The organism is Saccharothrix texasensis, assembly GCF_003752005.1.
Lineage (GTDB): Bacteria > Actinomycetota > Actinomycetes > Mycobacteriales > Pseudonocardiaceae > Actinosynnema > Actinosynnema texasense.
The window spans coordinates 4,010,997-4,037,705 of sequence record NZ_RJKM01000001.1; the positions used below are offsets into that span (position 1 = coordinate 4,010,997).

At 70.8% G+C, this 26,709-nt stretch carries 23 protein-coding genes and 2 tRNA genes; 16 read left to right on the forward strand and 9 right to left on the reverse strand.

The features are described 5' to 3' along the window. Positions 1 to 54: 54 nt before the first annotated feature. Positions 55 to 1,350 carry an MFS transporter gene (locus EDD40_RS16755; RefSeq protein WP_123748071.1) on the forward strand — a complete coding sequence of 432 codons (1,296 nt, stop codon included), beginning with the start codon at positions 55 to 57 and terminating at the stop codon, positions 1,348 to 1,350. Here EDD40_RS16755 and EDD40_RS16760 read toward each other — a convergent pair. Continuing rightward, positions 1,282 to 2,832 (reverse strand): helicase HerA-like domain-containing protein, encoded by a 1,551-nt coding sequence (locus tag EDD40_RS16760; RefSeq protein WP_123743753.1) that lies wholly within the window; start codon positions 2,830 to 2,832, stop codon positions 1,282 to 1,284. The genes EDD40_RS16755 and EDD40_RS16760 overlap by 69 nt on opposite strands. Positions 2,833 to 2,915: 83 nt before the next feature. On the opposite strand from EDD40_RS16760, the gene orn reads away from it, so the two are divergent. The 3 genes from orn (at position 2,916) to EDD40_RS16775 (ending at position 5,354) form a co-directional block, all read left to right on the forward strand. After that, entirely contained in the window at positions 2,916 to 3,527 is a 612-nt protein-coding gene (gene orn, locus EDD40_RS16765) for an oligoribonuclease (RefSeq protein WP_123743754.1), read from the forward strand. Between the two features lie 62 nt (positions 3,528 to 3,589). After that, a tRNA-His gene (locus tag EDD40_RS16770) sits at positions 3,590 to 3,665 on the forward strand. A gap of 57 nt (positions 3,666 to 3,722) precedes the next feature. Then, on the forward strand, positions 3,723 to 5,354 hold the full coding sequence (locus tag EDD40_RS16775; RefSeq protein ID WP_123743755.1) for an ABC-F family ATP-binding cassette domain-containing protein: 1,632 nt from the start codon (positions 3,723 to 3,725) through the stop codon (positions 5,352 to 5,354). A gap of 3 nt (positions 5,355 to 5,357) precedes the next feature. On the opposite strand, the gene EDD40_RS16780 is transcribed toward EDD40_RS16775, so the two are convergent. Beyond that, positions 5,358 to 6,494 (reverse strand): L,D-transpeptidase, encoded by a 1,137-nt coding sequence (locus tag EDD40_RS16780; protein WP_342777770.1) that lies wholly within the window; start codon positions 6,492 to 6,494, stop codon positions 5,358 to 5,360. Between the two features lie 297 nt (positions 6,495 to 6,791). On the opposite strand from EDD40_RS16780, the gene EDD40_RS16785 reads away from it, so the two are divergent. Further along, positions 6,792 to 6,867, forward strand: a tRNA-Lys gene (locus EDD40_RS16785). Positions 6,868 to 6,986: 119 nt separating this feature from the next. On the opposite strand, the gene EDD40_RS16790 is transcribed toward EDD40_RS16785, so the two are convergent. Then, on the reverse strand, positions 6,987 to 7,205 hold the full coding sequence (locus EDD40_RS16790) for a tyrosine-type recombinase/integrase (protein WP_211348562.1): 219 nt from the start codon (positions 7,203 to 7,205) through the stop codon (positions 6,987 to 6,989). 703 nt (positions 7,206 to 7,908) lie between these two features. Here EDD40_RS16790 and EDD40_RS16800 point away from each other — a divergent pair. Next, positions 7,909 to 8,103, forward strand: a complete 195-nt coding sequence (locus EDD40_RS16800) for a hypothetical protein (protein WP_123743758.1) — start codon at positions 7,909 to 7,911, stop codon at positions 8,101 to 8,103. 740 nt (positions 8,104 to 8,843) lie between these two features. Here the strand turns inward: EDD40_RS16800 and EDD40_RS41035 are convergent. Both EDD40_RS41035 and EDD40_RS16805 read right to left on the reverse strand, forming a co-directional pair. Then, positions 8,844 to 9,044, reverse strand: coding sequence for a hypothetical protein (locus EDD40_RS41035; RefSeq protein ID WP_148088824.1), 201 nt, complete (start codon positions 9,042 to 9,044; stop codon positions 8,844 to 8,846). Positions 9,045 to 9,195: 151 nt separating this feature from the next. Further along, positions 9,196 to 12,159 carry an AfsR/SARP family transcriptional regulator gene (locus tag EDD40_RS16805; RefSeq protein WP_170185111.1) on the reverse strand — a complete coding sequence of 988 codons (2,964 nt, stop codon included), beginning with the start codon at positions 12,157 to 12,159 and terminating at the stop codon, positions 9,196 to 9,198. A gap of 197 nt (positions 12,160 to 12,356) precedes the next feature. On the opposite strand from EDD40_RS16805, the gene EDD40_RS16810 reads away from it, so the two are divergent. Continuing rightward, positions 12,357 to 13,556, forward strand: coding sequence for a hypothetical protein (locus EDD40_RS16810; protein ID WP_148088825.1), 1,200 nt, complete (start codon positions 12,357 to 12,359; stop codon positions 13,554 to 13,556). After that, complete coding sequence (locus tag EDD40_RS16815) at positions 13,553 to 13,975, forward strand: hypothetical protein (RefSeq protein WP_123743761.1); 423 nt, start codon at positions 13,553 to 13,555, stop codon at positions 13,973 to 13,975. Before EDD40_RS16810 ends, EDD40_RS16815 begins: the two co-directional genes overlap by 4 nt. On the opposite strand, the gene EDD40_RS16820 is transcribed toward EDD40_RS16815, so the two are convergent. Beyond that, positions 13,904 to 15,988 (reverse strand): ATP-binding protein, encoded by a 2,085-nt coding sequence (locus EDD40_RS16820; RefSeq protein ID WP_170185112.1) that lies wholly within the window; start codon positions 15,986 to 15,988, stop codon positions 13,904 to 13,906. The two genes, EDD40_RS16815 and EDD40_RS16820, sit on opposite strands and share 72 nt — an antisense overlap. Before the next feature lie 234 nt (positions 15,989 to 16,222). Then, positions 16,223 to 16,894, reverse strand: coding sequence for a hypothetical protein (locus EDD40_RS16825; RefSeq protein WP_246037697.1), 672 nt, complete (start codon positions 16,892 to 16,894; stop codon positions 16,223 to 16,225). An 89-nt stretch (positions 16,895 to 16,983) separates the two neighbouring features. Between EDD40_RS16825 and EDD40_RS16830 the strand changes: the two genes are divergently transcribed. The 8 genes from EDD40_RS16830 (at position 16,984) to EDD40_RS16865 (ending at position 25,307) form a co-directional block, all read left to right on the forward strand. Next, complete coding sequence (locus tag EDD40_RS16830) at positions 16,984 to 18,096, forward strand: DUF2786 domain-containing protein (RefSeq protein WP_123743764.1); 1,113 nt, start codon at positions 16,984 to 16,986, stop codon at positions 18,094 to 18,096. A 48-nt stretch (positions 18,097 to 18,144) separates the two neighbouring features. After that, positions 18,145 to 18,861, forward strand: a complete 717-nt coding sequence (locus EDD40_RS16835; protein WP_123743765.1) for a hypothetical protein — start codon at positions 18,145 to 18,147, stop codon at positions 18,859 to 18,861. Positions 18,862 to 18,922: 61 nt separating this feature from the next. Continuing rightward, positions 18,923 to 19,366 (forward strand): very short patch repair endonuclease, encoded by a 444-nt coding sequence (locus tag EDD40_RS16840; RefSeq protein ID WP_123743766.1) that lies wholly within the window; start codon positions 18,923 to 18,925, stop codon positions 19,364 to 19,366. Between the two features lie 13 nt (positions 19,367 to 19,379). After that, the gene (locus tag EDD40_RS16845; protein ID WP_123748072.1) at positions 19,380 to 20,468 is read left to right on the forward strand and encodes a DNA cytosine methyltransferase; all 1,089 of its coding nucleotides are present in this window, start codon (positions 19,380 to 19,382) and stop codon (positions 20,466 to 20,468) included. A gap of 66 nt (positions 20,469 to 20,534) precedes the next feature. After that, complete coding sequence (locus EDD40_RS16850; protein ID WP_123743767.1) at positions 20,535 to 21,065, forward strand: hypothetical protein; 531 nt, start codon at positions 20,535 to 20,537, stop codon at positions 21,063 to 21,065. Between the two features lie 39 nt (positions 21,066 to 21,104). After that, complete coding sequence (locus EDD40_RS16855) at positions 21,105 to 21,374, forward strand: GlsB/YeaQ/YmgE family stress response membrane protein (protein WP_123743768.1); 270 nt, start codon at positions 21,105 to 21,107, stop codon at positions 21,372 to 21,374. Between the two features lie 410 nt (positions 21,375 to 21,784). Further along, on the forward strand, positions 21,785 to 24,502 hold the full coding sequence (locus EDD40_RS16860; RefSeq protein ID WP_342777771.1) for a DEAD/DEAH box helicase: 2,718 nt from the start codon (positions 21,785 to 21,787) through the stop codon (positions 24,500 to 24,502). Next, a complete protein-coding gene (locus EDD40_RS16865; protein WP_123743770.1) occupies positions 24,495 to 25,307 on the forward strand; it encodes an SWIM zinc finger family protein in 813 nt (270 codons plus the stop codon). Before EDD40_RS16860 ends, EDD40_RS16865 begins: the two co-directional genes overlap by 8 nt. Here EDD40_RS16865 and EDD40_RS16870 read toward each other — a convergent pair. Together EDD40_RS16870 and EDD40_RS16875 are read right to left on the reverse strand one after the other, a co-directional pair. Further along, complete coding sequence (locus tag EDD40_RS16870) at positions 25,304 to 25,588, reverse strand: MoaD/ThiS family protein (RefSeq protein WP_123743771.1); 285 nt, start codon at positions 25,586 to 25,588, stop codon at positions 25,304 to 25,306. The two genes, EDD40_RS16865 and EDD40_RS16870, sit on opposite strands and share 4 nt — an antisense overlap. Position 25,589: 1 nt before the next feature. Continuing rightward, positions 25,590 to 26,654 (reverse strand): WD40/YVTN/BNR-like repeat-containing protein, encoded by a 1,065-nt coding sequence (locus EDD40_RS16875; protein WP_123743772.1) that lies wholly within the window; start codon positions 26,652 to 26,654, stop codon positions 25,590 to 25,592. Positions 26,655 to 26,709 lie beyond the last annotated feature (55 nt).

Here is a 26,709-nt window from a genome sequence, read left to right on the forward strand (position 1 = left end):
GATGGCCTTCCAGCCACTTTTCGCCACCGGGTCGAATCGTCGAGGCTGGTGGACGTGATTCGCAGCAAGCAGAACTGGGCATGGGTGGTCGCCGGCGTCGCCTTCGTCGCGCTCGTCGGCGCCGCGGCGTTCCGGGCCACCCCGGGCGCGTTGATCGAACCGCTGCAACGCGAGTTCGGCTGGTCCACCGCCACGATCGGCTTCGCCGTGTCGGTGAACCTCATGTTGTTCGGGCTGACCGCGCCCTTCGCCGCCGCCCTGATGGAACGCCTCGGTGTGCGCAAGGTCGTGGCCTCGGCGTTGACGCTGGTCGCGGTGGGCAGCGGGCTGACCGTGTTCATGACCACGGCCTGGCAGCTGGTGCTGTTCTGGGGCGTGCTGGTCGGCCTGGGCACCGGGTCGATGGCGCTGGCGTTCGTGGCGACCATCACCGGCCGGTGGTTCGTCAAGCACCGCGGCCTGGTCACCGGCATCCTGACCGCCGGCGGCGCGACGGGTCAGCTGGTGTTCCTGCCGGTCGTGGCGGCGCTGTCGGAGTCGTCCGGGTGGCGCAGCGCCTCGATCGTGGTGTCGGTCGCGGCCCTCGCGGTCGTGCCGCTGGTGCTGCTGTTCCTGCGCGACCACCCCGCCGACGTCGGCGTCCCGCCCTACGGCGGCGACGAGGTCGTGCCCGTGACGCCGTCGTCGGGCGGCGCGGCCCGGCGTGCCGTCGGAGCGCTGACGAGCGCCGCACGCACCGGACCGTTCTGGTTCCTGGCGGCGGGCTTCGCGATCTGCGGCGCGACCACGAACGGCCTGGTCGGCACCCACTTCATCCCCGCCGCGCACGACCACGGCATGCCCACCACCACCGCCGCGGGCCTGCTCGCCCTGGTGGGGATCTTCGACATCGCGGGCACGGTCCTGTCGGGCTGGCTCACCGACCGCGTCGACTCGCGGATCCTGCTCGCCGTGTACTACGCGCTGCGCGGCGCGTCACTCCTCGTCCTGCCGCAGCTGTTCCACGACGCGGTGCACCCGTCGATGCTCGTGTTCATCATCTTCTACGGCCTGGACTGGGTCGCCACCGTCCCGCCGACCGTGGCGCTGTGCCGCCAGGTGTTCGGCCTGTCCGCCCCGGTGGTCTTCGGCTGGGTCTTCGCCTCGCACCAGATCGGCGCGGCGATCGCCGCCACCGCCGCCGGCCTGACCCGCGACCACTTCGGCGACTACGCCCCGGCCTGGTACGTCGCCGGCGTGCTCAGCATCGGCGCCGCGTTCCTGTCCATGAAGGTCAAGCGCTCACCGGCGCTTGCGGGAGGTCCCGAAGAGCCCACGGGTGATCTCGCGGCCAAGGGCGCTCGCGGCTGACCGGAAGAACGACTTCACCGCCGAGTTGCCGAGCACCTGCGCCACCACGCCCGGCTCCTCGCGCTCGGCACGACGTCCGGGCTCGGCACGGTCCTCGGGCTCGACACGGTCCTCGGGCGGTGGAGGTGGCGTCTCCGGCGGGGGCGCCACCTTCGCCGCCAGCTTCTCGTAGGCCGACTCCCGGTCCACCGTCCCGGCGTACTTGCCGTGCAGCTCGGAAGCCTCGGCCGCCTGCCCGATCGCGTCCGACCCGATCGTGTCCATCAACGACCGCGGCGCGCGCAGCCGCGTCCACGCGACCGGCGTCGGCGCGCCCTTCTCGCTCAGCACCGTCACCACGGCCTCGCCGATCCCCAACGACCTCAACGCCTCGTCCAGCTCGTAGTGCGGTGTCGTCGGGTACGTCCTCACCGTCTTCGCCAACGCCGCTTGGTCCTCCGGCGTGAACGCCCGCAGCGCGTGCTGCACCCGTGCGCCCAACTGCGACAGCACCGCGTTCGGCACGTCGGTCGGCAGCTGGGTGCAGAAGAACACGCCCACGCCCTTGGACCGGATCAGCTTCACCGTCTGGGTGATCCGCTCGAGGAACGCCTTGGACGCGTCGGCGAACAGCAGGTGCGCCTCGTCGAAGAAGAACACCAGCTTCGGCTGGTCCAGGTCGCCCTCCTCGGGCAGCACCTCGAACAGCTCCGCCAGCAGCCACATCAGGAACGTCGAGAACAACGCCGGCCTGGCCTGCAGCTCCGCCGGCTCCAGCAGCGACACCACGCCGCGACCGTCGACCACCCGCATCAGGTCGCGCGGGTCCAGCTCGGGCTCGCCGAAGAACGTGTCGCCGCCCTGCGCCTCCAGGTTCACCAGCGACCGCAGGATCACTCCCGCCGTCGCCGGCGACACCCCGCCCAGGCCCTTCAGGTCCGCCTTGCCCTCGTCGGACGTGAGGTGCCCGATCACCGACCGCAGGTCCTTGACGTCCAGCAGCGGCAACCCGCGAGTGTCGGCCCAGTGGAAGATCAGCCCGAGCGTGGACTCCTGGGTGTCGTTGAGCCCGAGGACCTTCGACAGCAGGATCGGCCCGAAGCTGGTGACGGTCGCCCGCACCGGCACCGCCGCGCCGCCCGTGCCCAGCGACAGGAACTGCACCGGGCACGCCTGCGGCCGCCAGTCGTCACCCGTCTCGGCGGCCCGCGCGGTGACCCGCTCGCCGCCCTCACCCGGCCGGGACAGCCCGGACAGGTCGCCCTTCACGTCCGCCATCACCACCGGCACACCCGCCGCCGACAACTGCTCCGCGATCAGCTGCAACGTCTTCGTCTTGCCGGTGCCGGTCGCGCCCGCGACCAGCCCGTGCCGGTTCAGCGTGGCCAGCGGGAGCCGCACGCGCGCGGTCGGCTCCACCACGCCGCCGACGAGCACCGCGCCGAGCTCGACGGCCGCGCCGTCCGTGGCGTAACCGGCGGCGATGTCGCTCTGGGCCGTCATTGCCCTGAGCGTAATGAGATTGGTAGGGACCGCCACCCGAAGCGACGCGGGGCCGGCGTGACGGGGCGACTAGGCTCGCGCGGGTGATGGATCGCTTGGTGTGGATCGACTGCGAGATGACAGGCCTCGACCTGGGCAAGGACGCCTTGATCGAGATCGCGGCGCTGGTGACCGACGCGGAGCTGAACGTGCTCGGCGACGGGGTCGACGTGGTGATCCACGCCGACGACACGGCGCTCGACTCGATGCCGGACGTCGTCATGCAGATGCACGCCAAGTCGGGGCTCACCGAGGAGGTGCGGCGCTCGACCGTGTCGCTCGCCGACGCCGAGGCCCAGGTGCTGGCCTACATCAAGGAGTGGGTGCCGGACCCGCGCACCGCTCCCCTGGCGGGCAACTCGATCGCCACCGACCGCGGGTTCATCGCCCGCGACATGCCCGAGCTCGACGCCCACCTGCACTACCGGATGGTCGACGTGTCGTCGATCAAGGAGCTGTGCCGGCGCTGGTACCCGCGCATCTACTACGCGCAGCCGGGCAAGGGCCTGGCCCACCGCGCGCTCGCCGACATCAAGGAGTCGATCCGCGAGCTGGCGTACTACCGGCGCACGGCGTTCGTGCCGCAACCAGGGCCGTCGTCGGAGCAGGCGCAGGCCGTCGCCGCCGAACTGCTGGCCGCCGACGGCCCGGAATAGGGTCGATTTCAGACCCGGCGGTAGGGCACTGTATGCTTCACGCGCCGGGTCAGCCGGTCTTGGTGGGTGTAGCTCAGCTGGCAGAGCACTGGGTTGTGATCCCAGGTGTCGCGGGTTCAAGTCCCGTCACTCACCCCAAGCGGAACGCCCCTCGACGCCCTGTCGGGGGGCGTCTTCTTTTGTCGTGGAGTCCTCATGAGCGCCACCCTCGTCGCGAAGGACCTGGCCGCCGGGCACGGCGACCGCGTGCTGTTCGAAGGCCTGGACCTGGTCGTCGCACCCGGTGACGTGATCGGCCTGGTCGGCGCCAACGGCGCGGGCAAGTCGACGTTGCTGCGGACCCTCGCGGGCCTGCTGCCCGCCGAGCAGGGTGTGATCCGCCTCTCACCGACCACCGCGACCGTCGGCCACCTGCCGCAGGAGCCGGACCGGCGTCCGGGCGAGACCGTGCGCGAGTTCCTGGCCCGCCGCACGGGCGTGGCGGCGGCGCAGGCCGAGCTGGACCGGGCGACCGAGGCGTTGTCGTCGGGCTCGGGTGACGACGGCTACTCCGACGCGCTGGAGCGGTGGCTCGCACTCGGCGGCGCGGACCTGGAGGAACGGTCGCTGGAAGTGGCGGCCGACCTGGGGCTGGACGTCTCGCTCGACCTGCCGATGACCGCCCTGTCCGGTGGCCAGGCGGCCCGCGCGAGCATGGCGTCGTTGCTGCTGAGCAGGTACGACGTGTTCCTGCTCGACGAGCCGACCAACGACCTCGACCTGGACGGCCTGGCCCGGCTGGAGCGGTTCGTGACGGGGCTGCGCGCGGGCGTCGTGGTGGTCTCGCACGACCGCGAGTTCCTGGCCCGCACGGTGACGCGGGTCGTGGAGCTGGACCTGGCGCAGCAGCAGGTGCGGACCTACGGCGGCGGCTACGAGGCGTACCTGGAGGAACGGGAGATCGCCCGCAGGCACGCGCGCGAGGAGTACGAGGAGTACGCGTCCACGCGGACCTCGCTGGAGGAGCGCGCTCGGGCGCAACGGGCGTGGATGGAGAAGGGCGTCAAGAACGCCCGCCGCAAGGCGCCCGACAACGACAAGGTGGGGCGCAAGTTCCGCACCGAGGCGACCGAGAAGCAGGCCTCGAAGGCGCGGCAGACCGAGCGCCTGATCGAACGGCTGGACGTGGTCGAGGAGCCGCGCAAGGAGTGGGAGCTGCGGATGGAGATCGCCGCCGCGCCCCGGTCCGGCTCGGTGGTGTCGGTGCTGCGGGCGGCGGTGGTGACGCGGGGGTCGTTCACCCTGGGGCCGGTGGACCTGCAGGTGGACTGGGCGGACCGGATCGCCATCACCGGGGCCAACGGCTCCGGCAAGTCGACGTTGCTGGCGGCGCTGCTCGGCCGCGTCCCGCTGACCTCGGGGTCGTCGTCCCTCGGCTCCGGCGTCGTGGTGGGCGAGATCGACCAGGCACGCGGCCTGTTCCTGGGCGACGAGCCGCTGCTGGACGCCTTCGGCTCCGCCGTGCCGGACGTGGCGCCCGCCGACGTGCGCACGCTGCTGGCGAAGTTCGGGCTGAAGGCGGCGCACGTGCTGCGGACCGCGGCGTCGCTCTCACCCGGTGAACGCACCCGGGCCGCGCTGGCCCTGCTCCAGGCACGCGGCGTGAACCTGCTCGTGCTGGACGAGCCGACCAACCACCTCGACCTGCCCGCGATCGAGCAGCTGGAATCCGCCCTCGACTCCTACCAGGGCACCCTGCTGCTGGTCACCCACGACCGCCGGATGCTGGACGCGGTGCGCACGACCCGCCGCCTGGTGGTGGCGGCGGGTCGCGTCACCGACCTCTGAGCCCTACCGGTTGCCCTTGAGCCACTGGTCCCACGGGACCTGCCAGTCGCCGAAACCGTCCCACGGCTGCAACTCCGGGCCGCCGGAGTTGGTGACGATCACCACGTCGCCCTGCTTCGCGTTGTCGAACACCCACTTGGCGTTCTCGGGCGAGAGGTTCAGGCAGCCGTGACTGACGTTGCGGTTGCCCTGGTCGCCGACCGACCACGGCGCGCTGTGGAAGAAGATGCCGGAGTTGGACATCCGGGTGGCCCAGTCGACCGGCGTGACGTAGCCGCCCGCCTCCAGCGAGAGGCCGTAGGTGCGGGAGTCCATCACCATGTGCGCGTGCTTCTCCGTGAGCACGTAGACGCCCGTGGGGGTGGGGTTCTCCGCGTTGCCCATGGAGGTCGGCATGGTGCGCACGACCTGGCCGTTGACCTTCGTCACGACCTGGTGCGTCTGGCCGTCCGCCTCGTGGATGACGGAGTCGCCGATCGTGGTGGTGATCAGGCGGTCCTCTTCGCCGTACACGCCGTTGCCCACGTGCTTGCCGTAGATCTTGGCGTTGATCGTGACCTTGGTGCCGGGCGCCCAGTACGCCTGCGGCCGCCAGTGCACGGTCTTCTCGTCGAACCAGTAGAAGGCGCCTTCGACGCGCGGTTCCGTGGTGATCGAGATCATGGCCTCGGCGGCGGCCTTGTCCGCGATCGGCTCGTCGAAGTAGAACGCGAGCGGCTGGCCGACGCCGACCGTCGTGCCGTCCTGCGGGTTGACCGAGAGGTAGGTCAGCGTGCGCGGCTTGACGGTGGTGAAGGTGGAGCTCTTGGTGACCGGCTTGCCGTCCGCGCCTTCGCCCGTCACGGCCAGCGTGTAGGTCTTCTGGTAGCCCAGCGGTTCGGTGTTGGTCCACTGCAGACCGTCCGGGCTCAGCCGGCCGGCGACGGCCACGCCCTCCGGGTTCGTCAGCGCGACCGAAGTGATCTTGCCGTCGGTGGCCGTGGCCACGACCGGCACGCCGGGCGCCACGTCCACCGCCGCGTCCGCGGGCCCGGTGGTCAACGACACGGGCTTGGGCGGCGGTGTCGACGACGTGGTCGTCGTCTCGTCGGCGGCGGCGTCCCCGGCCGGAGCCGAGCCCGACGAACAACTTGTGATCAACGTCGCAACCAACCCGATCGCGACAATCCCCAGCGCTCGGCGCGCCCCCCGCTTGCGGTCCATCCCCGTCCTCCGCTTCATCCCCAGAACGCCCTGACAGTCCGCAACAGGAGTCTGTCGGCGTCCCCTGACAAGGGGACGCCTGAAGGGTTGACGATGTTGCCCGAGATGCTGGATCGTTACCAAGGCGAAGTTCCCCCTGCACCAGGGCGGCACACCTGCCCTGACCAGGCGATTGGGAGCCCCGTCGGACGCTGTGCTAATGTTCTTCGCGTCGGACAGAGCAAGAAGGTCCGAGCGCCGCTAGCTCAACTGGCAGAGCAGCTGACTCTTAATCAGCGGGTTCGGGGTTCGAGTCCCTGGCGGCGCACCACCACGGATCAGGCGGTTTCCCGAAATGGGAAGCCGCCTGATTCGCTTTCGGCTCAAGGGAGCCCGTAGGAGGACCCTCCGTTCCCGTCGTCCGCTTTCGGGGATCAGCGCGGCAGCCTTCTACAGCTTCTCGTGCCAATTCGGGACCACGCTCGTGTATGTGTCGCGGGTCAAGACCGATGACGAGTGGCCCAGCATCTCCTGAACCACCTTCAGGTCCACTCCGGCGGTGAGCGCCAGCGTCGCCGCGCCGTGACGGAGATCGTGCAACGGGATCGGCGGCGAGCCTGCCTCAGCTGTCAGGTCCCCGAACCGGGAAGTGACGTCGGCCGCGTACAGCTCGGCCCTCGGGACGACCGGCGTCCCCGCGTCGAGGTCAGCGTCCGTTCACCGCACGCCTCACCACGGCGTAAACCGCGCAATGCGACCAGAGCCTCCGCACACCAGTATCGCCGCGGTGGTCGTGGCGCTCCACCTGATCCTCAGGGACAGCAGGGTCGAGCGTCGACGACGACAGGAAGCAGAGGAAGCAGAGGAAGCCGAACGGCGGACCGCGCTGTGGGATACGCGATGCGTCCGAGTCGCTCGTCGGCCCAGGCGGCGACGTGGAGGTCGGCGGTTCGGAGTTCGAGGCTGCGACAGAGGAGGCCTCGAAGACCGGCCACGTCGATGCCACGATCTCGTTCCTCGACATCGATGGGCACCGATGGCGCCGGACCGGCATCGGTACGCCGAGCGGCATCACGACCGAGGGGCCGCGGCGTAACGCGCTACGCCCAACGGACGACATGAGCAGGCGAAGCACGCCGAAGGGAAACTCGTGAAAATTCGTTTAGCCGTCACGTTCGCCGCCGCCGCACTGCTCGCCGCCTGCTCTCCGACCACCAGCAGCGCGCCCGACGTGACTCCGACTCAGAACGCCGCCAAGACCACCACGATCGCCGAGACCACCGTTGCGCCGGTCACCACCACAACGGCCGCCGCACCGCCCGCGCCCGCACCGGCCGCACCCACGACGTGCACCGTTCCAGACGTCGTTGGCATGGTCCACCAGACCGCCCAGGACACCATGCAGGCGTCCGGCCTGTACAACCTCCGCGAGCAAGACTCCACCGGCCAGGGCCGCGTTCTGGCCCTCGACCGCAACTGGACCACCACCGCGCAGAGCGTCGCCGCCGGCCAAGCCGTGGACTGCACGACCGAGATCCTGCTGTCGGCCAAGAAGATCGGCGAGTAGCTCTCCTGTGCCGGCCTGTGCATTCCTGAACCGCACAGCCGGAGCAGCCTTCTACGTCACCTAGAGCCTCGGCGAGCCGCTGTGGACGAAGCTGGAACTCGCGCATCGGGAGTTGGAGTACCCGCGAGGCCGTGGGCATAAGGCTGAGCAGTACCCCCTCACGCCCACGGAGGTGGGGCTCGCGGACGACGGCAACAAAGCCTTGTTCGACGCCATCGCGCCGACCAATTCGTAGAGCTGACGCCCCGCCGATGCGGCCGGCGGTGGCCAGCTTCGACAACGTCGACCGGGTGCGGACACGGCAGAACGCCCGCTACACGCTGTTACCAGGCCCTGGATGAAGAACCATCGAACGCGGTTGCCGCGTGTTCCTGGCCGCGGCCGACGCCCTGCTGTTCGGTCGGAGTCAACAGTGCTCCGCGAGTTCGAGCTCTGGTTCGCACACCAGTCGGGCGCGAAGATGCCACGGTGATCGATGGCCGGCCAGGGAAACCAAAGGGAGCCCGAGCGTTCCGACCGGCTGTAATCACCTACAGCACCTACCCATGCCCATCGAGCGGCCTACCAGCAAACAGCCATTCGAGTGGACCTCTCGCTGCTTATGGCCATCACGCGACGCGCACGACGAAGCGGGCGGGGAACAGCTCCCCGCCCGCTTTGTCATCTCAGTCCGCCGGGCACTCCGGTGCCCACTAGTCCGTCCGGCAGGCAAGCCTTATCGAACACCTCTTCAGACTGGACTAAACGGCGTCCATCGCGTTGATCCGTCCGGCCCAATCAGTCGTGAAGTCATCGGTGCCGAGAACCGATCCGCAGACTGTCTCGACCTCCGGCTCGGCACAGGAGTTCGAGACGGTAGCGGATGCATTGGCAGCACCGAGCAGCAGACCAGCGGCCCATGCCGCACCGACGATCGAGGCGATCCGAAGAAGTTGTTGCACGGACGAGATTCAACACTATTGCGCCTGCACAGGGACCACCGGGGCCTCACCCGACCGGCGACACGGTTGACTCAGAGTATCACCGTCACGGTGAGCAACTTGCCGGACTGGAAAGCATTCACCAGCAAGGGTAACCGAATCCTACTCACAATTACTGTCCGTGACCGTCTTCGACCGTGTCGCCCTCCAGGACCACACCGCCCTCTCGGGGCTCCGGAATGGCCCGAATCCTTTTCAGGTTATCCAGGTGGTCAAGGATCTCAGCCGCTTCTACCTCCGCCACTTCGCGCAGGACGTCCGCCGCGCGCCGCCACCTGACCTCCGCCTCGTCCAACCCGCCGAGAGCGGCGAGCGCCTGTCCCCACACTCGCAACGCCCGACCGTGATCGTCGTGCGCGCCGAGTTCCTCGCACAGCGCCGCTGCCTGCTCGGCGTGCTCGATCGCCTCGTCGAACAGGTCGAGTTCGAACTCGACCTCGGCGATCGTCACCAACGCCTCGCCCTTGCGCGTGCGGTCACCGCTGTGGGAGTGGACGTCGAGTGCCTCTTGCAAGCGGTGCAATGCCTGATCCTGCTCTCCCCGCTCGTGGTGGAGCATTCCCAGCTCCGTGAGCGTCGTGGCTTCACCGCGGACGTGTCCGATCTCGCGGCGGATGGCGAGCGCCTGGTAGTAGTGCTCCAGTGCCAGGTCGTCGCGGTCGACTTTCCGATACGCATTGGCCAGCTGATCCAGGGCGTAAGCCTCGCCGTCGCGATAACCGAGTTCGCGGACCGAAGCCAGGATCTCGCCGTAGAGCGCGATCGCCGTCGACGTCTCGCCCAGCGCCAAGTGGATGGCAGCCAAGTTGTGCGCGCAGATCAGGTGGAGTTCGGTGGCGCCGGCGGCCTGGGCCGTTTCCATGCCGGCTTCGAAGTGGTCGCGGGCCTCGGCGAATCGCTGCAACCGGTACAGCACCATGCCGAGGTTGCTGTGAGTACCACTCACCGCTTCGAGGTCGCCGAGCGCTTTGGCGGCTTTGAGCGCGGACCGGTGACTGATGAGCGCCTCTTCGAAGTGCCCCATCCGGTCATATGCCTCGTGGAGGTTCGCGGAGAGGCGCCAAGCATGCGCGTTGAAGTCATGGCGGACCGCCTGGTGCACCGCGCCCACCAGATTGGCGCGCTCCCGGGTCAACCACGCCAGTGCTTCGGACTCGTCCGCCAGGGGGAACGGCCGCATGGTCATGCCGGGCAGCGGTGGCACCGGTGACGACTGGGGGTCGAGCAGTCGCGCGGCGGCGGTGCTCGACGCCAGGTACCAGTCGAGCAGGCGTGCCATCGCGTCTCTGCGGACCGCTGCCGGCTCGTGGTGGCGCACCAGGTCGACGGCGTACCCGTGCAGCATGTCGTGGAGCCTGAACCGGCGCGGCGACCCGTACTCGAGGAGGTTGCTGCGCGCGAGCGCGCTGAGGTGCCTCGTCACCACGTCCGCGGGCTGACCCAGCAGCACGGACGTCGCATCGGTGCTGAACTCCGCCGTGGGGTGCAGGCCCAGGAGCCGGAACACCCGGGCGGTGTCCGGTGACAGGTAGCGGAACGACCACGAGAACGCGACGGGCAACGTGACGCTCTCGTCGTCGCTGTCGTGCACGGAACCGAGAACGCCCAAGCCCTCCTGGCTGACGAACTCGTCCACGAGTTCGGTGATGGGCGCCTCCGGCCGCTGGGCGACGTGCTGGGCGATGATGCTCAACGCCAGCGGGTGGCCGTCCGCCCTGCTCGCCAGGCTCCGCAGGGCATCCGGCTCGTCGTGTGGTCGGGCGTCGCCGATCTCGTTGCGCAGGAACGCGACCGATTCATCGACGGACAGCGTCGGCACGCGGATCAAGTCGACGTGATCGCGCACTTTCAACCCGACCAGGCGAGTCCGGCTGGTGATGATCGTGAAGGAGTTCGCGGCCGCCGAGAGCACAGGTCGCACCTGCCCGCTGTCCTGCACGTCGTCCAGCACGAGCAGGACCCTCCGGGTGCCGAGGCTGCGCCGCAGCGCCGCTCGACGCTCGTCGCCGTTCTGCGGCACCTGCTCCGTGCCCAGGGACCGCAACAGCATCGACAGGGCTTCTTCGGGCTCCATCGGAGTGCCGGGTCCGAACCCGCGGAGGTCGAGGTACAGGGTTCCGTCCGGGAAGCGGTCCGCGTGGCGGTGGGCCCAGTGCAGTGCCAACTCGCTCTTGCCGACGCCGGGCATGCCGTGCAGCGCGACGACCTGCCCTTGGCCGTCGTCGGCGTTCAACAGCGCGTCGAGTCGGTCGAGGAGGTCGACGCGGCCCGTGAAGTTCTTCGACTTCCTCGGCAACTGGCGCGGCGGTTCGACGGGCGCGGTCGCGGTGCCGGCCTGCTTGCGCAGGATGCGCTTGTAGAGATCGCGGAGCTGTGGGCCCGGTTCGGCGCCCACGTGCTCGAACAGGCGTCTGCAGAAGCCCGCGTAGAAGTCGAGTGCGGCGGAGTGGCGTCCCAGCGCGTCGAGGGACCGGATGTACAGCGCGGCGAACGCTTCGTCCGGGTCGAGCGCGGCCATGAGCCTGCCGGCCTCCGCCACGACCTCCAGGTGCTCGCCCAGCTGTTGCCGGCTGTCCAGCAAAGCGTGAAAGGCGGGCAACCTGTCGAATGTCTCCATTTGGTCACGGCAGCGGTCCGCCCACGTCCCTTCCAACTCTTGGAGCGGACGGTCCTGCCACAGCGACAGCGCCTCTTGCAGGAGCGTTTTGGCGCGCCGGTGATCACCTGCCACAGCCGCCTCGCGGCCACGCTCCGCCAATTTGCGGAAACGATAGTAGTCGATGACCTCCGGCGGTTCCAGCACGAGTCGGTACGCGTTGCCCTCCTTCCGAATCAGGACACCCGACTGGACTTTCGACAGAATGGACCGCAGTCGGCTGATGATCGGTTGCAGCGTTCGTTTAACCTGGTCAAGGCCAACGCCCGGCCACAGCACCCGAGTAAGGGTGTCCACCTGGACAGGACTCGGAAAGTGATACAAAAGCAGCGTGAGAACACCCCGCTGCTTCGCCGCCCCGAGATCCTGATCATTCCCGTCGACATGTAATCGTGTTTTGCCGATGATCTTGAACTCCACCAGCGCCACCTTTCGCTGGTCAACGTTCCCGGTTGGGCCAGTGTGCTTCACTCGGCCCCGTTGCCGTAGCCCTTCGCGGACTATTCGTCCGGATTGAGGACATACTGGTCGGCAATCGGCAGATGCAAGCGGACTGCAAGTCCTCGGCAAACCGTGCCGTCACTCTTCTCCCAGGGATGGAGCGCGAGGGGGAGTGCATGACACGTCCAGAGTGGCCGCGAGTGCCGATCGGGCTCGACGCGTCGCAGTGGGTCAGCCGCGCCGGGTGCCTATCGGTGCTCGCCGTGGTGCACACGGTCACCAGCGGGCAACGTCTGCTGGAAGCCGTGGAGCTGATCGAGAACGACACCAGGTTGCAAGTCGTCTTCACCCAGGCGCCTGATGTCTTCAGCAACGGGGTCGCCGAGTTCCTGCGGTCGACCAGGGGGGTCGTGTGGCCGTGGGAACTGGCGATCCGGGAGCGGTTCGACCTGGCCCTCGCGGCGTCGTACGGGGGGCTGCACGAACTGCACGCGCCACTGGTGGTGATGCCGCACGGCGCGGGATACGGGAAGTCCTTCGCCACCGGTGACGAGCCGGTGGTCTACGGGTTGGATGCGCAACGGCTCCTGCACAACGGCCGCGTGCTGGCGAGCGCGCTGGTGCTCGCGCACGAGGACGAGCGGGAGGTGCTGCGCCGGCAGTGCCCACAGGCACTCGACGTGGCCGTCGTCGCCGGCGACCCCTGCTACGACCGGCTGGTGACGAGCCTGCCGCAGCGCGACGCGTACCGGGCGGCGCTGGGCGTCGGACCGGGTCAACCGACCGTGGTGGTCAGCTCCACGTGGGGGTTGGACTCGCTGTTCGCCAGGTTCGAGGACCTGCTGCCGCGCCTGCTCGAAGAACTGACGCCGCAGGGGTTCCGGGTGGTGGCGCTGGTGCACCCCGGGGCGTGGTTCGGTCACGGTCGGCGTCAGGTCGACGCGTGGCTCGCGGACTGCCGGGAAGCCGGGTTGGTGGTGGTCGGGCCGGAAGTGGACTGGCGAGCCGCGCTGATCGCCGCGGACCACGTGGTGGCCGACCACGGGTCGGTCGGCGTGTACGCGGCGGCCATCGACCGACCCGTGGTCCTGGTCGACGCACCGGTGCGGGTCGCCACGTCCGGCGGTTCGGCGCAGGAGCTGTTGCGGCGGTCGGCCCCTCGGCTCCAAGCTGGAACCGCGGTGCTACCGCAGTTCGAACAGGCGGCGGCACGTGCGGCGGAGCTCGGCGCGGCCGTGCGCGAGCGGTTGACGTCGCAACCCGGTCGCTCGTCGGCGCAGTTGCGCCGGGTCATGTACCGGCTGCTCGACATCCCCGAACCGGGACGGCACCGCGCCGTGCCGCCGGTTCCCACACCCCCGGAGGAGTCGCGGTGACCGAGCCCGTGGTGCGTTGGACGAGTGGCCCGGACCGCTTGGCCGATGTCGTCGTGCGAGAAGTGCCCGTGGTGGAGGGTCGTGACCCGACCGCGGCGATGCTGCGGGACAACCCGTTCGCGGCGTTGGCCGTCGCGGTGTCGACGAATCGGATCGTGGTGCGGACCGAGGCCGGCCTGGTGGTCGAGTTGGCGCCCGTGGCCACCGGCGCGGACTGCCTCGACGTCGAGGCTGTCGTGCTTTCGGCGGTCCACTCGCTCTACGCCTGGCACGTCGCACGACTCGACCTGCGCGCGTTGCGGGCGCGCGGGCTGCCCGTCTGGTGCGCGGATCACCGGGCGCGTCGATCAGCCGCCGTGTGCGGGTGGCTGCGGGCCGTCGTCCACGTGCAGCCGTTGAGCGATGCCGTCGGCCTTTGAGGAGCCGATGTCGGTGTAGAGCCGCAGAGCCCGCTGCCAGTGCTCTGCGGCCTCCTCGGTGTTCCCCTGCCGCTCGGCGGACTCGGCCAGCAGGTGGTGCGATTCCGCCATCCCCTGTTTGGAACCGAGCGCGCTCAGCGCTTCCAGCGCGCTGCGGGCCGTTCGGTCGGCGAGTGGCAGGTCGTCGACACGCAGGTGCACCGCGGCCTGGGCCACCACGACTCGTGCCTGGTTGTACGGGTCCGGTGGCTCCAGGTCGCGGAACTGCTCCGTCGCCTCGACCAGCGCCCGCAGTGCCTCGTCGGTCCGCCCCAGGCCGGTCAACGCCTTGCCGAGGTTGATCAGGGTGAGGCCGAGGTTCCGCCGGGCCCCGAGTTCCCGGTTGATCCGGACCAGCCGCTCGAACAGTCCGACCGCTTCGCGGAGCCGCCCACCCGCCACGTGCAGGAGCGCCAACGCCTCTTCCGCGTCGGCGGAGCCTCGCCGGTCGCCGACCTCCTCGGCGACGGCGACCGAGGCCCGGAGGTGTTCCTCGGCCTCCGTGAACCTGCCCAATGTGGTGCACACCATGCCGAGCCGCTTGAGCATGTCGGCTTCGGCGTCCTTGTTCCCCCACCGGCGCGCCGCGTCGACACCTCTCCGGTCGACCTCCAGACGGTCCCGGTAGTGCTTGTGGTGCAGCAGGAGGGGCCAGAGCGCATCGGACAGCTGCCAGGCCAGCGCCCACCAACCCTGTTCCGCCGCGGCCCGGCCGCAGGCGATCAGGTTCTGCCGCTCCTCCTCCAACCACGCCAGCGCCGACTCCCGGTCGGTGAACTCCGGCACGTCCTCGAGCGGTGCCGCGAAGCGGTAGACCTGTCTGCGCCGGTGGGGTGTGACGACGAGATCGGCCGCCATCGCGCCGCCCAGGTACCACTCGACCATCCGCCGCACGGCGTGGGCGCGCTCGTCCACCTCGTCCTCGGTGTGGGCCTTGTTCCGGGCGTGCAGCCGCAGCAGGTCGTGGAAGCGGTACCGGCTCTCACCGACCGACTCGACCAGGTTGCCGTCCACCAGTTCCTCCAACGACGCGCGCGAAGCATCCTTCTCCAGCACCGACGCCACGACCGGGGCGCCGAACTCCTGGCCCGGGTGCAGTGCGAGCCTTCGGTAGAGCGCCGCCGCCGTCGGCCGAAGCGCGCGATAGGACAGGTCGAAGGTCGTCTGCACGGACAACTCGGGCGCCGACAGCATCGACAGGCGGCTGCGCTCATCGCTCAACTCGGTGACGACCTTCCGCACCGACCACTTGGGCCGGCTGGCGAGCCTCGCCGCGGCTACGCGGACCGCGATCGGCAGACCTCCGCACATGTCGACCAACGCCTCGGCCCGCTCGGGATCGTCGTCCACCCGACGTTTCCCCACCACCTTCGTGAGCAGCCGCACGGCCGACACGTTGCCGAGCGGACCGACGTCGACCAGCCGGGCGCCCTCGGCCACCAGGCCGGTCAGCCGGTTGCGGCTCGTCACCAGGACCGCGCTGGACGGGGAGTTCGGCGCGAGCGGACGCACCTGCGCGGCCGAGTACGCGTTGTCGAGCAGGACCAGCAGTTTCTTGTCCGCGGTCAGGGATCGGTAGAGGGCCGACTGCTCGGCGATCTCCACCGGCACCTCCCGGGACGGCACGCCGAGGCCGCGCAGGAACAATCCGAGTGCGTCCTCCGGCGGCACCGGGTCGGACCCGCTGAACCCGGCCAGGTCGACGTAGAGCTGGCCATCGGTGAACCGGTCGCGCGCGGTGTGCGCCCAATGCAGTGCGAGAGCCGTTTTGCCGACACCACCCGGGCCGCTCAGCACCGCGAACATGCGAGTGCCCTCGCGCCGGTTCTCCACCAGTTCCTCGTCCAGCTCGGCCAATTCCGCGGCGCGATCGGTGAAATGCGCTGGAGCGCCCAATAATTGACGCGGCACCGGCGGCGGAGTGGACGGTGCACTGTGGAACGCTATCCCTCCGTGCACCACTCCTGCCTGCACCGCTCCGCCGGAGACGGACCCGGACAAGGTGCTGCCCCCGTAGACCGGTCTATCCTGGTCCTTACCTGATCGCGACATCCGCTACCCCCGTGGCGTGTCAGATCGACCAACAACACGACCGTACGGTATGCATGTACGGAACACATTCCCCTCATTAAGGGAATCGACTGTCCATTTGGACCAACGGTACCGTGACCATAATCACCAATCCGCAAATTACGGTAATGATTTCGTTCAACCGAAGGCGATCGAGATCCGCCGGGCGGCGAGCAGCCGGGTCCGCTGGACGTCCGGGTCGAGGACCGCGTCCGCGTTGCGGTCCAGGCGGTGGTAGGACTTGGCCAGCAGCCAGTGGGCGGCCTCGGCTCCTATCGGGGTCAGGGGGCCTTGGTCGGCCAGGCGGGTGCGGGCGGTGGCGACGTCCCTCGTGACGAAGGCGGTGCGCACTTCGCCGCCCGAGAGCTCGTCGATCAGGAAAACCATCGCGTGCTCGGCCCAGGCGAACCTGTACGTGCAGATCAGGGCCAGGTAGCCGGCGTCGATGGAACGGTCGCAGATCCAGGCCCCGCCGACGGTCAGGGCGGGTCCGGCGGGGGTGACGGCGCTCGCCGCCCACTCGCGCGGCCGGCCGGTGAGCACGGCGGCCAGGACGCGCAGCAGGGCGTGGTTGCGCCGGCTGGGCAGCGACACGGCGTGCTCGATCAGGCCTGCCCAGAACTCCTCGTCGGGCCGGAGGTCGGCGACCGCGCTGCTGACCGTCAGCTCCGCCTCCAGCGGGTCGAGGAGTTGCGGCAGGGCGCGGCAGCGGTGGACGACCTGTCGTTGCGCCGTGGTCAGCGGCGTCCCCTGCGGACGGTTCACCACCACGATCGGCCGCCGCCTCGGCACCTGCGTCTTCCGGCTCACCGCGCGAGGCTGGCACGTCGGGCGTCCGCGAGGCCGCAACGCGCACCGGGTGCGGCGACACCGCACCCGAAAGGGGACAATCGGCAGTCGTGGACTCCCTGCGCGAGGTGTTGTGGCGGGCCGCGGCGAACCGCCGGGCCAAGCTGCCCCGCACCTCCTCCCTCCCACCGGCCGAAGTGGACGAAGCGGTCCAGGCGGTGCTGAGGCGTGCCTTCGAGCACCTCTGGGAGCACGGCTGGCTGCCCTACGACGTGTACGAGGTCGTCCGGCGCAACGAGGACGAGCGCGCGCTGTCGTTCCTGGTCGACTCGCTGGCCGTCGAGGCGTCCCGCTACCCGGCGTTGCACCCGCGCTGGCGGGAGCAGCTGGAGGAGATCGAGGCGACGGTGTGGTGGGACACCGCCCAGCCGCACGTCGACCAGTGGGCGTCCAGGCACATCGAGACGCGTGACGACGCCGTGGCCGCCGCGGTGGCGGTGCTGGCGGTGCTGGTGACGTTGCCGGGCCTGCCGGTGATCGTGCCGAAGCCGGGCACGCCGCTGGCCGCGATCGACCACCACCACGTGGACCCGAAGATCCTGAACCGGGTGCGCGGGCTGCTGGCCAAGGCGGAGTCGACCGCGTTCCCGGACGAGGCGGAGGCGCTGTCGGCCAAGGCGCAGGAGCTGGTGACGCGGCACGCGTTGGAGCGGATGCCCCTCGACGCGCCGACGACCACGTCCCGCCGGTTGTGGCTGGACAAGCGGTACTTCGACGGCAAGGCGCAGGTCGTGCACGTGGTCGCGACGGCGAACCGCTGCCGTGCCGTGGTCTACGACCTGGGGTTCGTGGCGCTGGTCGGCGAGGAGCTCGACCTGGAGATCGTGGAGCTGCTGTCGGCGTCGTTGCTGGTCCAGGCGACGCGGGCGATGGTCGCGGCGGGTGACAAGGCGCGCAAGGGCGACGAGGCGCGGTCGGCGGCGTTCCGCAAGTCGTTCCTGCTGTCCTACGCGCACCGGGTGGGTGAGCGGCTGCGGGCGGCGAACGAGGTGCCCGACGACGACCGGCTGCTGCCCGTGCTGGCCGAGCGCAAGAAGGCGGTGGAGGAGTACTTCGGCGCGATGTTCACCCGGACCGTCGCCAAGTCGACGCCGGTGCGCAGCGCGGCGGGGTGGGACGCGGGCCGCACGGCGGCCGACCGGGCGCACCTGTCGATCACCTGACCTGCGGGTTCGCCGGAACTGTCGGTGCTCGTCCGTACTCTCCGCGTCATGACCACCGCCCTGGAAGTGCGCAGGCTGTTCAACGTCACGCAGGAGACCCGGTTCCACTTCAACCACTGGTTCAGCGGGCGCAAGCACGTCGTGGCGCAGGTGATGGCGCACGAGTCCGTCGCCGTGCACCGGATCACCCCGGACGAGGTGGAAGCCGCGTGCCGGAGCGCGCCGCGGCCCGGGCCGACGGACGTGCCGGAGATCCGGGACTGGCGGCCCGACCACGCCTTCACGCACGTGGCGCACCACGTGGTCGAGACGCTCGGCCGATTACCCGGCTGGCCGGAGTTCCGGGAGTTCTGCGCGGCCGACGAGCGGGCGCGGGACATGCTGTGGACGCCCGCTCGCGAGGTGAGCGCCGAGGTGGGGCCGCAGGGGCGGGCCGCGCTGCGCAACCGCGTGGTGTCGGACTTCCTGGGGTTCCTGCGTGACGTGCACGTGCTCGCGGTGCTGCGCGGGCACGGGCTGGACGTGCGGGTGCACCCGCTGGCGGACACCGTGTTCAAGGTGGACGCGTGGGTGGGGCGGTTGATCCTCAACCCGCGCGGCGGCGGGCAGCGGTCGGAGGACCTGCTGGTGCACGCGATGCCGCCGTTCTTCTTCACCGACCTCGGGGTCACCGAGTTCACGCAGGTGGGCGCGGCGCTGCTGCCGTCGCGGGCGCACCTGGACCGGGCGGCGCGGAGGCTGCTGGGGGTGTTGCACCCGGCATGAGCGAGTCCTCCGAGGCGGTGCTTGGCGATCTTGCCGTGGCGCACGTCGGCGAGGCGCGCGCATGAGCCATCATGGCGGGGTGCCGAACCTGGAGACGACGGACGACGTCCGCGCCCGGATGAGCAAGCAGCGTTCCCGGGACACGGGCATCGAGGTGGCGTTGCGGCGCGAGCTGCACCGGCTGGGGCTGCGGTACCGGGTGCACCAGCGGCCCGTGCGCGCGGTGCGGCGTGAGGCGGACGTGGTGTTCGGGCCCGCGAAGGTGGCGGTGTTCGTGGACGGGTGCTTCTGGCACGGCTGCCCGGAGCACGGCACGTGGCCCAAGCGCAACGGCGAGTTCTGGCGGACCAAGATCGAGACGAACCGGGCGCGGGACGCGAACACCGACCAGGTGCTGGCGGACGCGGGCTGGCTCGCGGTGCGGGTGTGGGAGCACGAGGACCCGTCCGTCGCGGCGAGTCGGGTGCGGGCCACGGTGCTGGGGCGGCGCGGTCGGCTAGCCTGAGTTCGTGCTGTCCATGATCGACCTGTTCGCCGGCTGTGGCGGCATGACCTCCGGGTTCGCCGCGGCGGGCGGCTACCGGCCGGTCATGGCGGTCGAGTGGGACCTGCAGGCGGCGGCGACGTACGCGGCGAACTTCGGCGAGGACCACATCCGCTGGTCGGACATCGCGGCCGTGCCGGACAGCGCGATCCCCGAGGTCGACGTGATCGTGGGCGGCCCGCCGTGCCAGGGGTTCTCGAACCTCGGCTCGAAGGACGTCAACGACCCGCGCAACTCGTTGTGGCGCGAGTACCTGCGGTTCGTGCGCAAGGCGCGGCCGTCGGTGTTCGTGATCGAGAACGTGGACCGGTTCCTGGCGTCGACGGAGTTCGCGCTGCTCCAGGCCGAGACCGAGGGTTACGAGCTGAGCTTCGGCATCCTGCTGGCGTCGGATTTCGGCGTGCCGCAACGGCGTCGGCGCACGATCGTGATCGGCTCGCGGATCGGGCGCATCCCGCTGCCGGTCGCGACGCACCCCCGGGGGCGTTGGCACACGGTGGGCGACGTGCTGCGCGGGCTGCCGGAACGGCCGGTGACGACCGCGTTGCCGAAGTCGGTGGTGGAGTTCTTCGGCCGGGAGCTGCCGGGGCCGTTCAAGAGCCCGGACCTGCACATCGGCCGCAACCCCACGCCGTTGTCGCTGGAGCGGTACCGGCACATCCCGCCGGGCGGCGGTCGGTTCGACCTGCCGACGGAGCTGTTGCCGCGGTGCTGGCGGGAGAAGAAGACCGGCACCACGGACGTGATGGGCCGGCTGCGGTGGGACGAGCCGTCGGTGACCATCCGCACGGAGTTCTACAAGCCGGAGAAGGGCCGCTACCTGCACCCGCAGTGGGAGCCGGGCGACGGCGGCCACCGGGTCGACCGCCCGATCACGCACCTGGAGGCGGCGCGGCTGCAGTCGTTCCCGGACTCGTTCGAGTGGTGCGGCACGAAGATCGAGGTGGCGAGGCAGATCGGCAACGCCGTGCCGCCGTCGTTGGCGAGGGCCATCGCCGAGCACCTCAAGCCGTACCTGACGGGCGCCGAGCCGACCGCGCCGACCTGCCCGCTCTGCCGCTAGTCCGCCGGGTTCGCCGGCTCTCCGCCCGCACCAGGATTGTCAGACCCCTCCGCTAGCGTCATCACCATGACGACAACCACGTACGAGAACGCGGTCCGCATCGGCTCCACGACCTACCAGGTGGTGGCCACCGCCGACCCTGACCTGTCCGTCGACCTGGCCGGTGTCGACTCGTCGGGCGTGCTGGTGGCCGAGGGCACCCTCCGCCTGCCCGCCGCCGCCGGCGCGAAGATCGGCAAGCTGCTGGCGCAGGTGCTGGAGGCCTTGGGTCGGCTGAGCGCGCCGTCCTCGCCCGCGGCCCGCGACCGGCCCGCCAACGCCAACCAACCGTGGACGCAGGACCTCGACGACGGTCTGCGCGCCGACTGGCTGGCCGCCACCGCCGAGACCCCGACCGCGGAGCTGATCCGTTCGATCGCCAAGCGGCTGGAGCGCTCCCCCAGCTCGATCAGGTCGCGGTTGGCCAGGGTGGGCTGCGACCCGGACGTGCCCGGCCGGGAGCTGTCCGCCGAGGGCGCGTCGGTGTTCCGGGTTCAGGGTCGGGATCAGGGGCGGGTCAGGGGCAAACCCGATTCGGGAGGGGACGGTGTCGAGTGATGCTCGTGGTGGACGCGTAGGGCGAGGAAAGGACCTCTCGTGGAGATCACCGGGCTCATCTCGGCGCTGTTCATCGGCGTGCTCGTCGGTGGCCTTGGGCGGTTGGTCGTGCCGGGCAGGCAGAAGATCTCGATGCTGCTGACGCTCCTGGTCGGTGTCGCGGCAGCCCTGGTGGGCACGTTCGCGGCTTCGGTCCTGGGCGTCTCGGACACGCCGGGCATCGACTGGATCGAACTGGCCCTGCAGGTCGGCCTGGCCGCCGTCGGCGTCACCACCCTGGCCCGCCGGAGGTCCCGCCGGCCCCAGTGACCACCGCACCGCAGGGCGGGCCGCCCGACCCACCTCGCTCGGCCTGCCACCGGTGCCCCGGAGCTGTCCCGCGGCCCTCGTCGGCCGGTCGCCGGTGAAGGTCATGGCCGACGTTGACGAGATCGGGTCGACGCGGGCGGGCAGGTGGCGCGGGTCGGTGGGGTGAGTTGGGGATGCGGCCGGGTTGGCGCATAGTGCTGTCCGTGCTGGTGTTGCATGCGTTGGGCGTGGGCAGTGGGCGGGTCGGGGTTTGGGCGGAGGATTCGCGCTCGCCGGAGCGGGTCGGTGGGAGGTTGCCCCGGCGGGCGGTCGGGCATCCGTTCGCGGTCGGCGGGGAAGGGCTTGTCCGGTTGGTCGGTGGGGTGGCCGGGGAGGTTGCCCTTCGGCTTCCTTCCCACGCGGGTGGGCCCGTGGGGTCGCCGGAGTTGGTCCGGGAGACCTCCGGCGGGCGGCGGGGCGCTCTGCGGTGGCGGGAGTGGGTGGTTCCCGTCGTGTGGGTGGACGGGGTGGAGGGGGTGGGCGGCGCGTTGCCGCCGGACTGCCGGGCTGGGGCTTCGTGGAAGTTCCTGAACGACGTCCTCGGGTTCGGGCGGGAGCTGGTTCGGCGCGGCCGGGTGCTGCCGTCGTTGGACGGGGACGGGTTCGCGAGGTGGCGGGCCGCGTTGTCCGGGGTGGACTCGTTGCGGTTCGCCGCGCTGCGGGCGAGTGCGCCGCCGTCGTTCCGGGCCTCCGACGGGCCTGGCGACCTGGTCCAGGAAGTGCTGGACCGCGCGGTCGACCGTGAGGTCAGGGCCGCGTTGCGGGGCGCCCGGCCGGGTGGTGACGGGGTCGTCGGGCAGTGGTTGGACGCGTTGGTGGACGAGCCGCGCGTGGTCGGTGAAGTGGGCGCGCTGCGGGCCAAGGTGGCGGCTTGGCGGGCCGACGGGTTGCAGCAGAGTCCGGTTCGGACCTGCTTCCGGCTCAGCTCACCCGACCAGGGCGGCATGGCGAAGGACGGGTGGCGGGTCGAGTTCCTGCTCCAGGCCGTGGACGAACCGAGTGTCGTGGTGACCGCGGAACAGTTGTGGCACAAGCAGGACGCCGTCCTGCGGCGGTGGGTCGGCCGGCCCGAGGACGTGCTGCTCGGCGACCTCGGCCGGGCCGGGCGGCTCTACCCGGCGCTGGACCGGGCGCTCTCCGCCCGCCGGCCGGTGGAGCTGGAACTGGACGTCGAAGGCGCGTACGACTTCCTCCAGCACGCGGCGGTGCTGGCGGAGGCCGGGTTCGGCGTGATGCTGCCCTCGTGGTGGCGCCAACCCCACCGGCTCGGGCTCCGGCTCACGGCCACCAGCCGCGGCACGGCGGGTCAGGTCGCGAAGGAGAGCGAGCTGGGGCTGAAGGTCCTGGTCGACTACAAGTGGGAGCTGGCGGTCGGCGACGAGCGGCTGACCGAGGCCGAGCTCCAGTCCCTCGCCGAGGCCAAGGTGCCGCTGGTCCGGGTCCGCGGCCAGTGGGTGCACGTCGACCCGAAGCGCCTCGCCGCCGGCCTCGCCTTCCTCGAGCGGGGCGGCGGGCAGATGACCGCCGCGCAGGTCCTGCTGCACTCCGGCCTGCACCCCGAGGACGCCGACCTGCCCCTCCCGCTGAACGGGGTCAGCGCCACCGGCTGGCTCGGCGACCTGCTCTCCGGCGAGGTCGAGCACCACCTGGAGCCGGTCGCGCGACCGAAGGGGCTGGTCGCCGAGCTGCGGCCCTACCAGGCACGGGGACTGGCCTGGCTCGCGTTCCTCGACCGGCTGGGACTGGGCGCGTGCCTGGCCGACGACATGGGCCTCGGCAAGACCGTGCAACTCCTGGCCCTCGAAGCGCACAACCGCGCGCACGGCAAGCGCCTGCCGACGTTGCTGGTCTGCCCGATGTCCGTGGTCGGCAACTGGCAACGCGAGGCCGCCCGCTTCACACCCGGGCTGGAGGTGCGCGTCTACCACGGCGCGGAGCGCGCGCTCGACACCGACTGCGACATCGTCATCACCACCTACGCGGTCGTCGCGCGCGACGCGGGGAAGCTCGCCGACGTGAGCTGGGACCGAGTCGTGCTGGACGAGGCGCAGAACATCAAGAACAGCTCCACCCGGCAGTCGAAGGTGGTGCGCGCGCTGCCCGCCCGGCACCGCGTGGCGCTGACCGGCACGCCGGTGGAGAACCGGCTGGCCGAGCTGTGGTCGATCATGGACTTCGTCAACCCCGGCGTCCTGGGCACGGTCAACACGTTCCGCGCCCGCTTCGCCGTGCCCGTCGAACGCCACCACGACGAGGACGCCGCCGTCCGCCTGCGCCGGATCACCGGCCCGTTCGTGCTGCGCCGCCTCAAGACCGACCCGCGGATCATCACCGACCTGCCGGACAAGATCGAGGTCAAGCAGCTGTGCACGCTGACCCCCGAGCAGGCCACGCTCTACCAGGCCGTGGTGGACGACATGCTGGCCAAGATCGCCGAGGCGGAGGGCGTCAAGCGCAAGGGCCTGGTCCTGGCCACGATGTCGCGCCTCAAGCAGGTCTGCAACCACCCGGCGCAGCTCCTCGGTGACGGCTCGCGCGTCGCCGGCCGCTCCGGCAAGCTCGCCCGGCTGGAGGAGGTCCTGGACGAGGCGCTGGCCGACGGCGACAAGGCGTTGTGCTTCACCCAGTTCACCGCCTTCGGCTCGCTGGTGGTGCCCCACCTGGCCGCGCGGTTCGACACCGAGGTCCTCTACCTGCACGGCGGCACGACGAAGCGGCAGCGCGACGAGATGGTGCGGCGGTTCCAGGCCGAGGACGGCCCGTCGATCTTCGTGCTGTCGCTCAAGGCGGGCGGCACGGGGCTGAACCTGACCGCCGCCAACCACGTCATCCACCTCGACCGCTGGTGGAACCCGGCCGTCGAGGACCAGGCCACCGACCGGGCGTTCCGGATCGGCCAGCGCAACCACGTGCAGGTGCGCAAGTTCGTCTGCGTCGGCACCTTGGAGGAGCGGATCGACCGCATGATCGAGGAGAAGCGCGGGTTGGCGCAGCTGGTGGTCGGCGCCGGCGAGGACTGGCTGACCGAGATGTCGACCGGTGAGCTGCGGGAGCTGTTCGCCCTGTCCGGGGAGGCCGTCGGTGACTGACTGGCACGGGTACCACCCGCCGTCGCGGCCGATCCGGGTCGAGGGCGGCCTCACGCTGCGCAGCAAGCGGGGCGACGTCGCGCAGACGTGGTGGTCGCGGCGGTTCCTCGAGGTCCTGGAGTCGTTCGGCATGGCCGGCCGGCTCAACCGCGGTCGCGCGTACGCGCGCACCGGCCAGGTGATGAGCCTGTCCCTGTCGTCGAGCCTGGTGGTGGCGCTGGTGACCGGGACGCGCCCCGAGCCGTACCGGGCGCGGATCGGGGTGCGGAAGTTCACCGACGACGACTGGCGGCGCATCGAGCACGCGCTGGCCGACCGGGCGATCTTCGCGGCCAAGCTGCTGGCGGGCGAGATGCCGCCGGAGATCGAGGACGTGTTCGCCGACCTGGGCCTCACCCTGTTCCCGAGCACGATGCGGGAGCTGCACATGGACTGCACGTGCCCGGACTGGGAAGTGCCGTGCAAGCACCTCGCCGCCACCTGCTACCTGCTCGCCGAGTCGTTCGACACCGACCCGTTCGAGATCCTGGCCTGGCGCGGGCGCTCGCGCGAGGACCTGCTGGACCGGCTGCGCGACCTGCGCGCGCCCGTCCCGCCCGAGCCGACCGAGGCGGCGCCGGAGCCGGAGGACTCCTTCGCGGACTTCTGGGCACGCCCGAAGGTCGCCGAGGTCGTGCCGGACCTCGTCGAGCCGTCCACGAGCCGCCCGGACGCGCTGCTCGACCAGCTCGGGCCGCTCGTCGTGGACGGCCGCTCGGTGACGGACGCCCTGCGTCCCCTGTACCGGCGGTTCGCGAAGCCCTAGCCGCCCGCCACCGACGGCAGGATCCGCACCTCCGCGTCGGGGCCCAACGAGGTGTCGGGCCCGGACAGCCGGCGGCACTCCTCGCCGTCCACGTAGAAGTTCACGTGGCGGCGCAGCCCGGCCCGCTCGTCGCGCAACCGGCGGTCCAGCAACGGGTACCGCGCGGCCAGGTGGTCGAGCAGCGCGCCGAGCGTGGCGGGCTCGGGCAGGTCGACCTCCAGCTTCGCCTGGTCGCCCGCCGTCTGCCGCAGCGGGCCGGGGATCAGCACGAGCACCCGCACGTCACACCTCCGCCGCCCGCACGCACACCACGTCGGGCAGGTGCTCGGCGATCCGCCGCCAGCTCTTCCCCTCGTCCGCGCCGGCGTACACCTCGCCCGACCGCGACCCGAAGTAGACGCCGGCCGGGCTTGCCGCGTCGGTGCACATCGCGTCGCGCATCACGGCGGTCCAGAAGCCGTCCGGCAGCCCGGCGCGCAGCGCCTCCCACGACGACCCGGCGTCCGAGGACCGGTACACCGCGCACTCGCCGCCGGGCGGGAACCGGTCGCCGTCCGCGGTCAGCGGGAAGGTGTAGACGACGTCGGGGTCGTGCGGGTGGCTGACCACGGTGAACCCGAAGTCGGCGGGCAGGCCGGCCGCGATCGACGCCCACGTCGCGCCCCCGTCGTCCGACCGGTACACGCCGTGGTGGTTCTGCAGGAACAGCCGCTCGGGCCGCGACGGGTGCCGGCTCACCTTGTGTACGCACTGGCCGAACTCGGGGTACGGGTCGGGCAGGAAGTAGGCCTTGATGCCGGTGTTGGCCGGCTCCCAGGACGACCCGCCGTCGAACGTCCGGTACACGCCGCCGGTGGACATGGCCACGACCAGCCGCAGCGGGTCGACCGGGTCCGGCAGCACGGTGTGGATCGCCTGCCCGCCGAACCCCGCGCCCCACCGCTCGCGGTGCGGGTGCTTCCACAAGCCTTCCACCAGCGCATACGTCCGGCCGCCGTCTTCGGAGCGGAACAACGCCGAGGGCTGCGTGCCCGCGTACACGACCTCCGGGTCGGGGGTGAGCGCCAGCTGCCACACCCGTTCCAGCGCGACCTCCTCCGGGAAGGCGATCGGCGCGTGGTCCGGTTCGTCCCAGGTCGCGCCGAGGTCGTCGCTGGTCACGACGGTCGGGCCGAAGTGCGGGCTGCTCGTGCCGACCAGGAGCCGCGGCCGGTCGCGGCGGTGGTCGATCGCGACCGCGTAGACCTCGGTCATCGGGTGGTGCGGTCCGCTGAGGCTCCACGACGTGCGGTCTTCACTGGTCGCGAGCCACAGGCCCTTGCGGGTGCCGATGGCGAGCAGGTGCATGACGTCTCCTCGGTTTGTGACGCGCAGCACACTAACTCCCCGGCCGCCGCTCCGC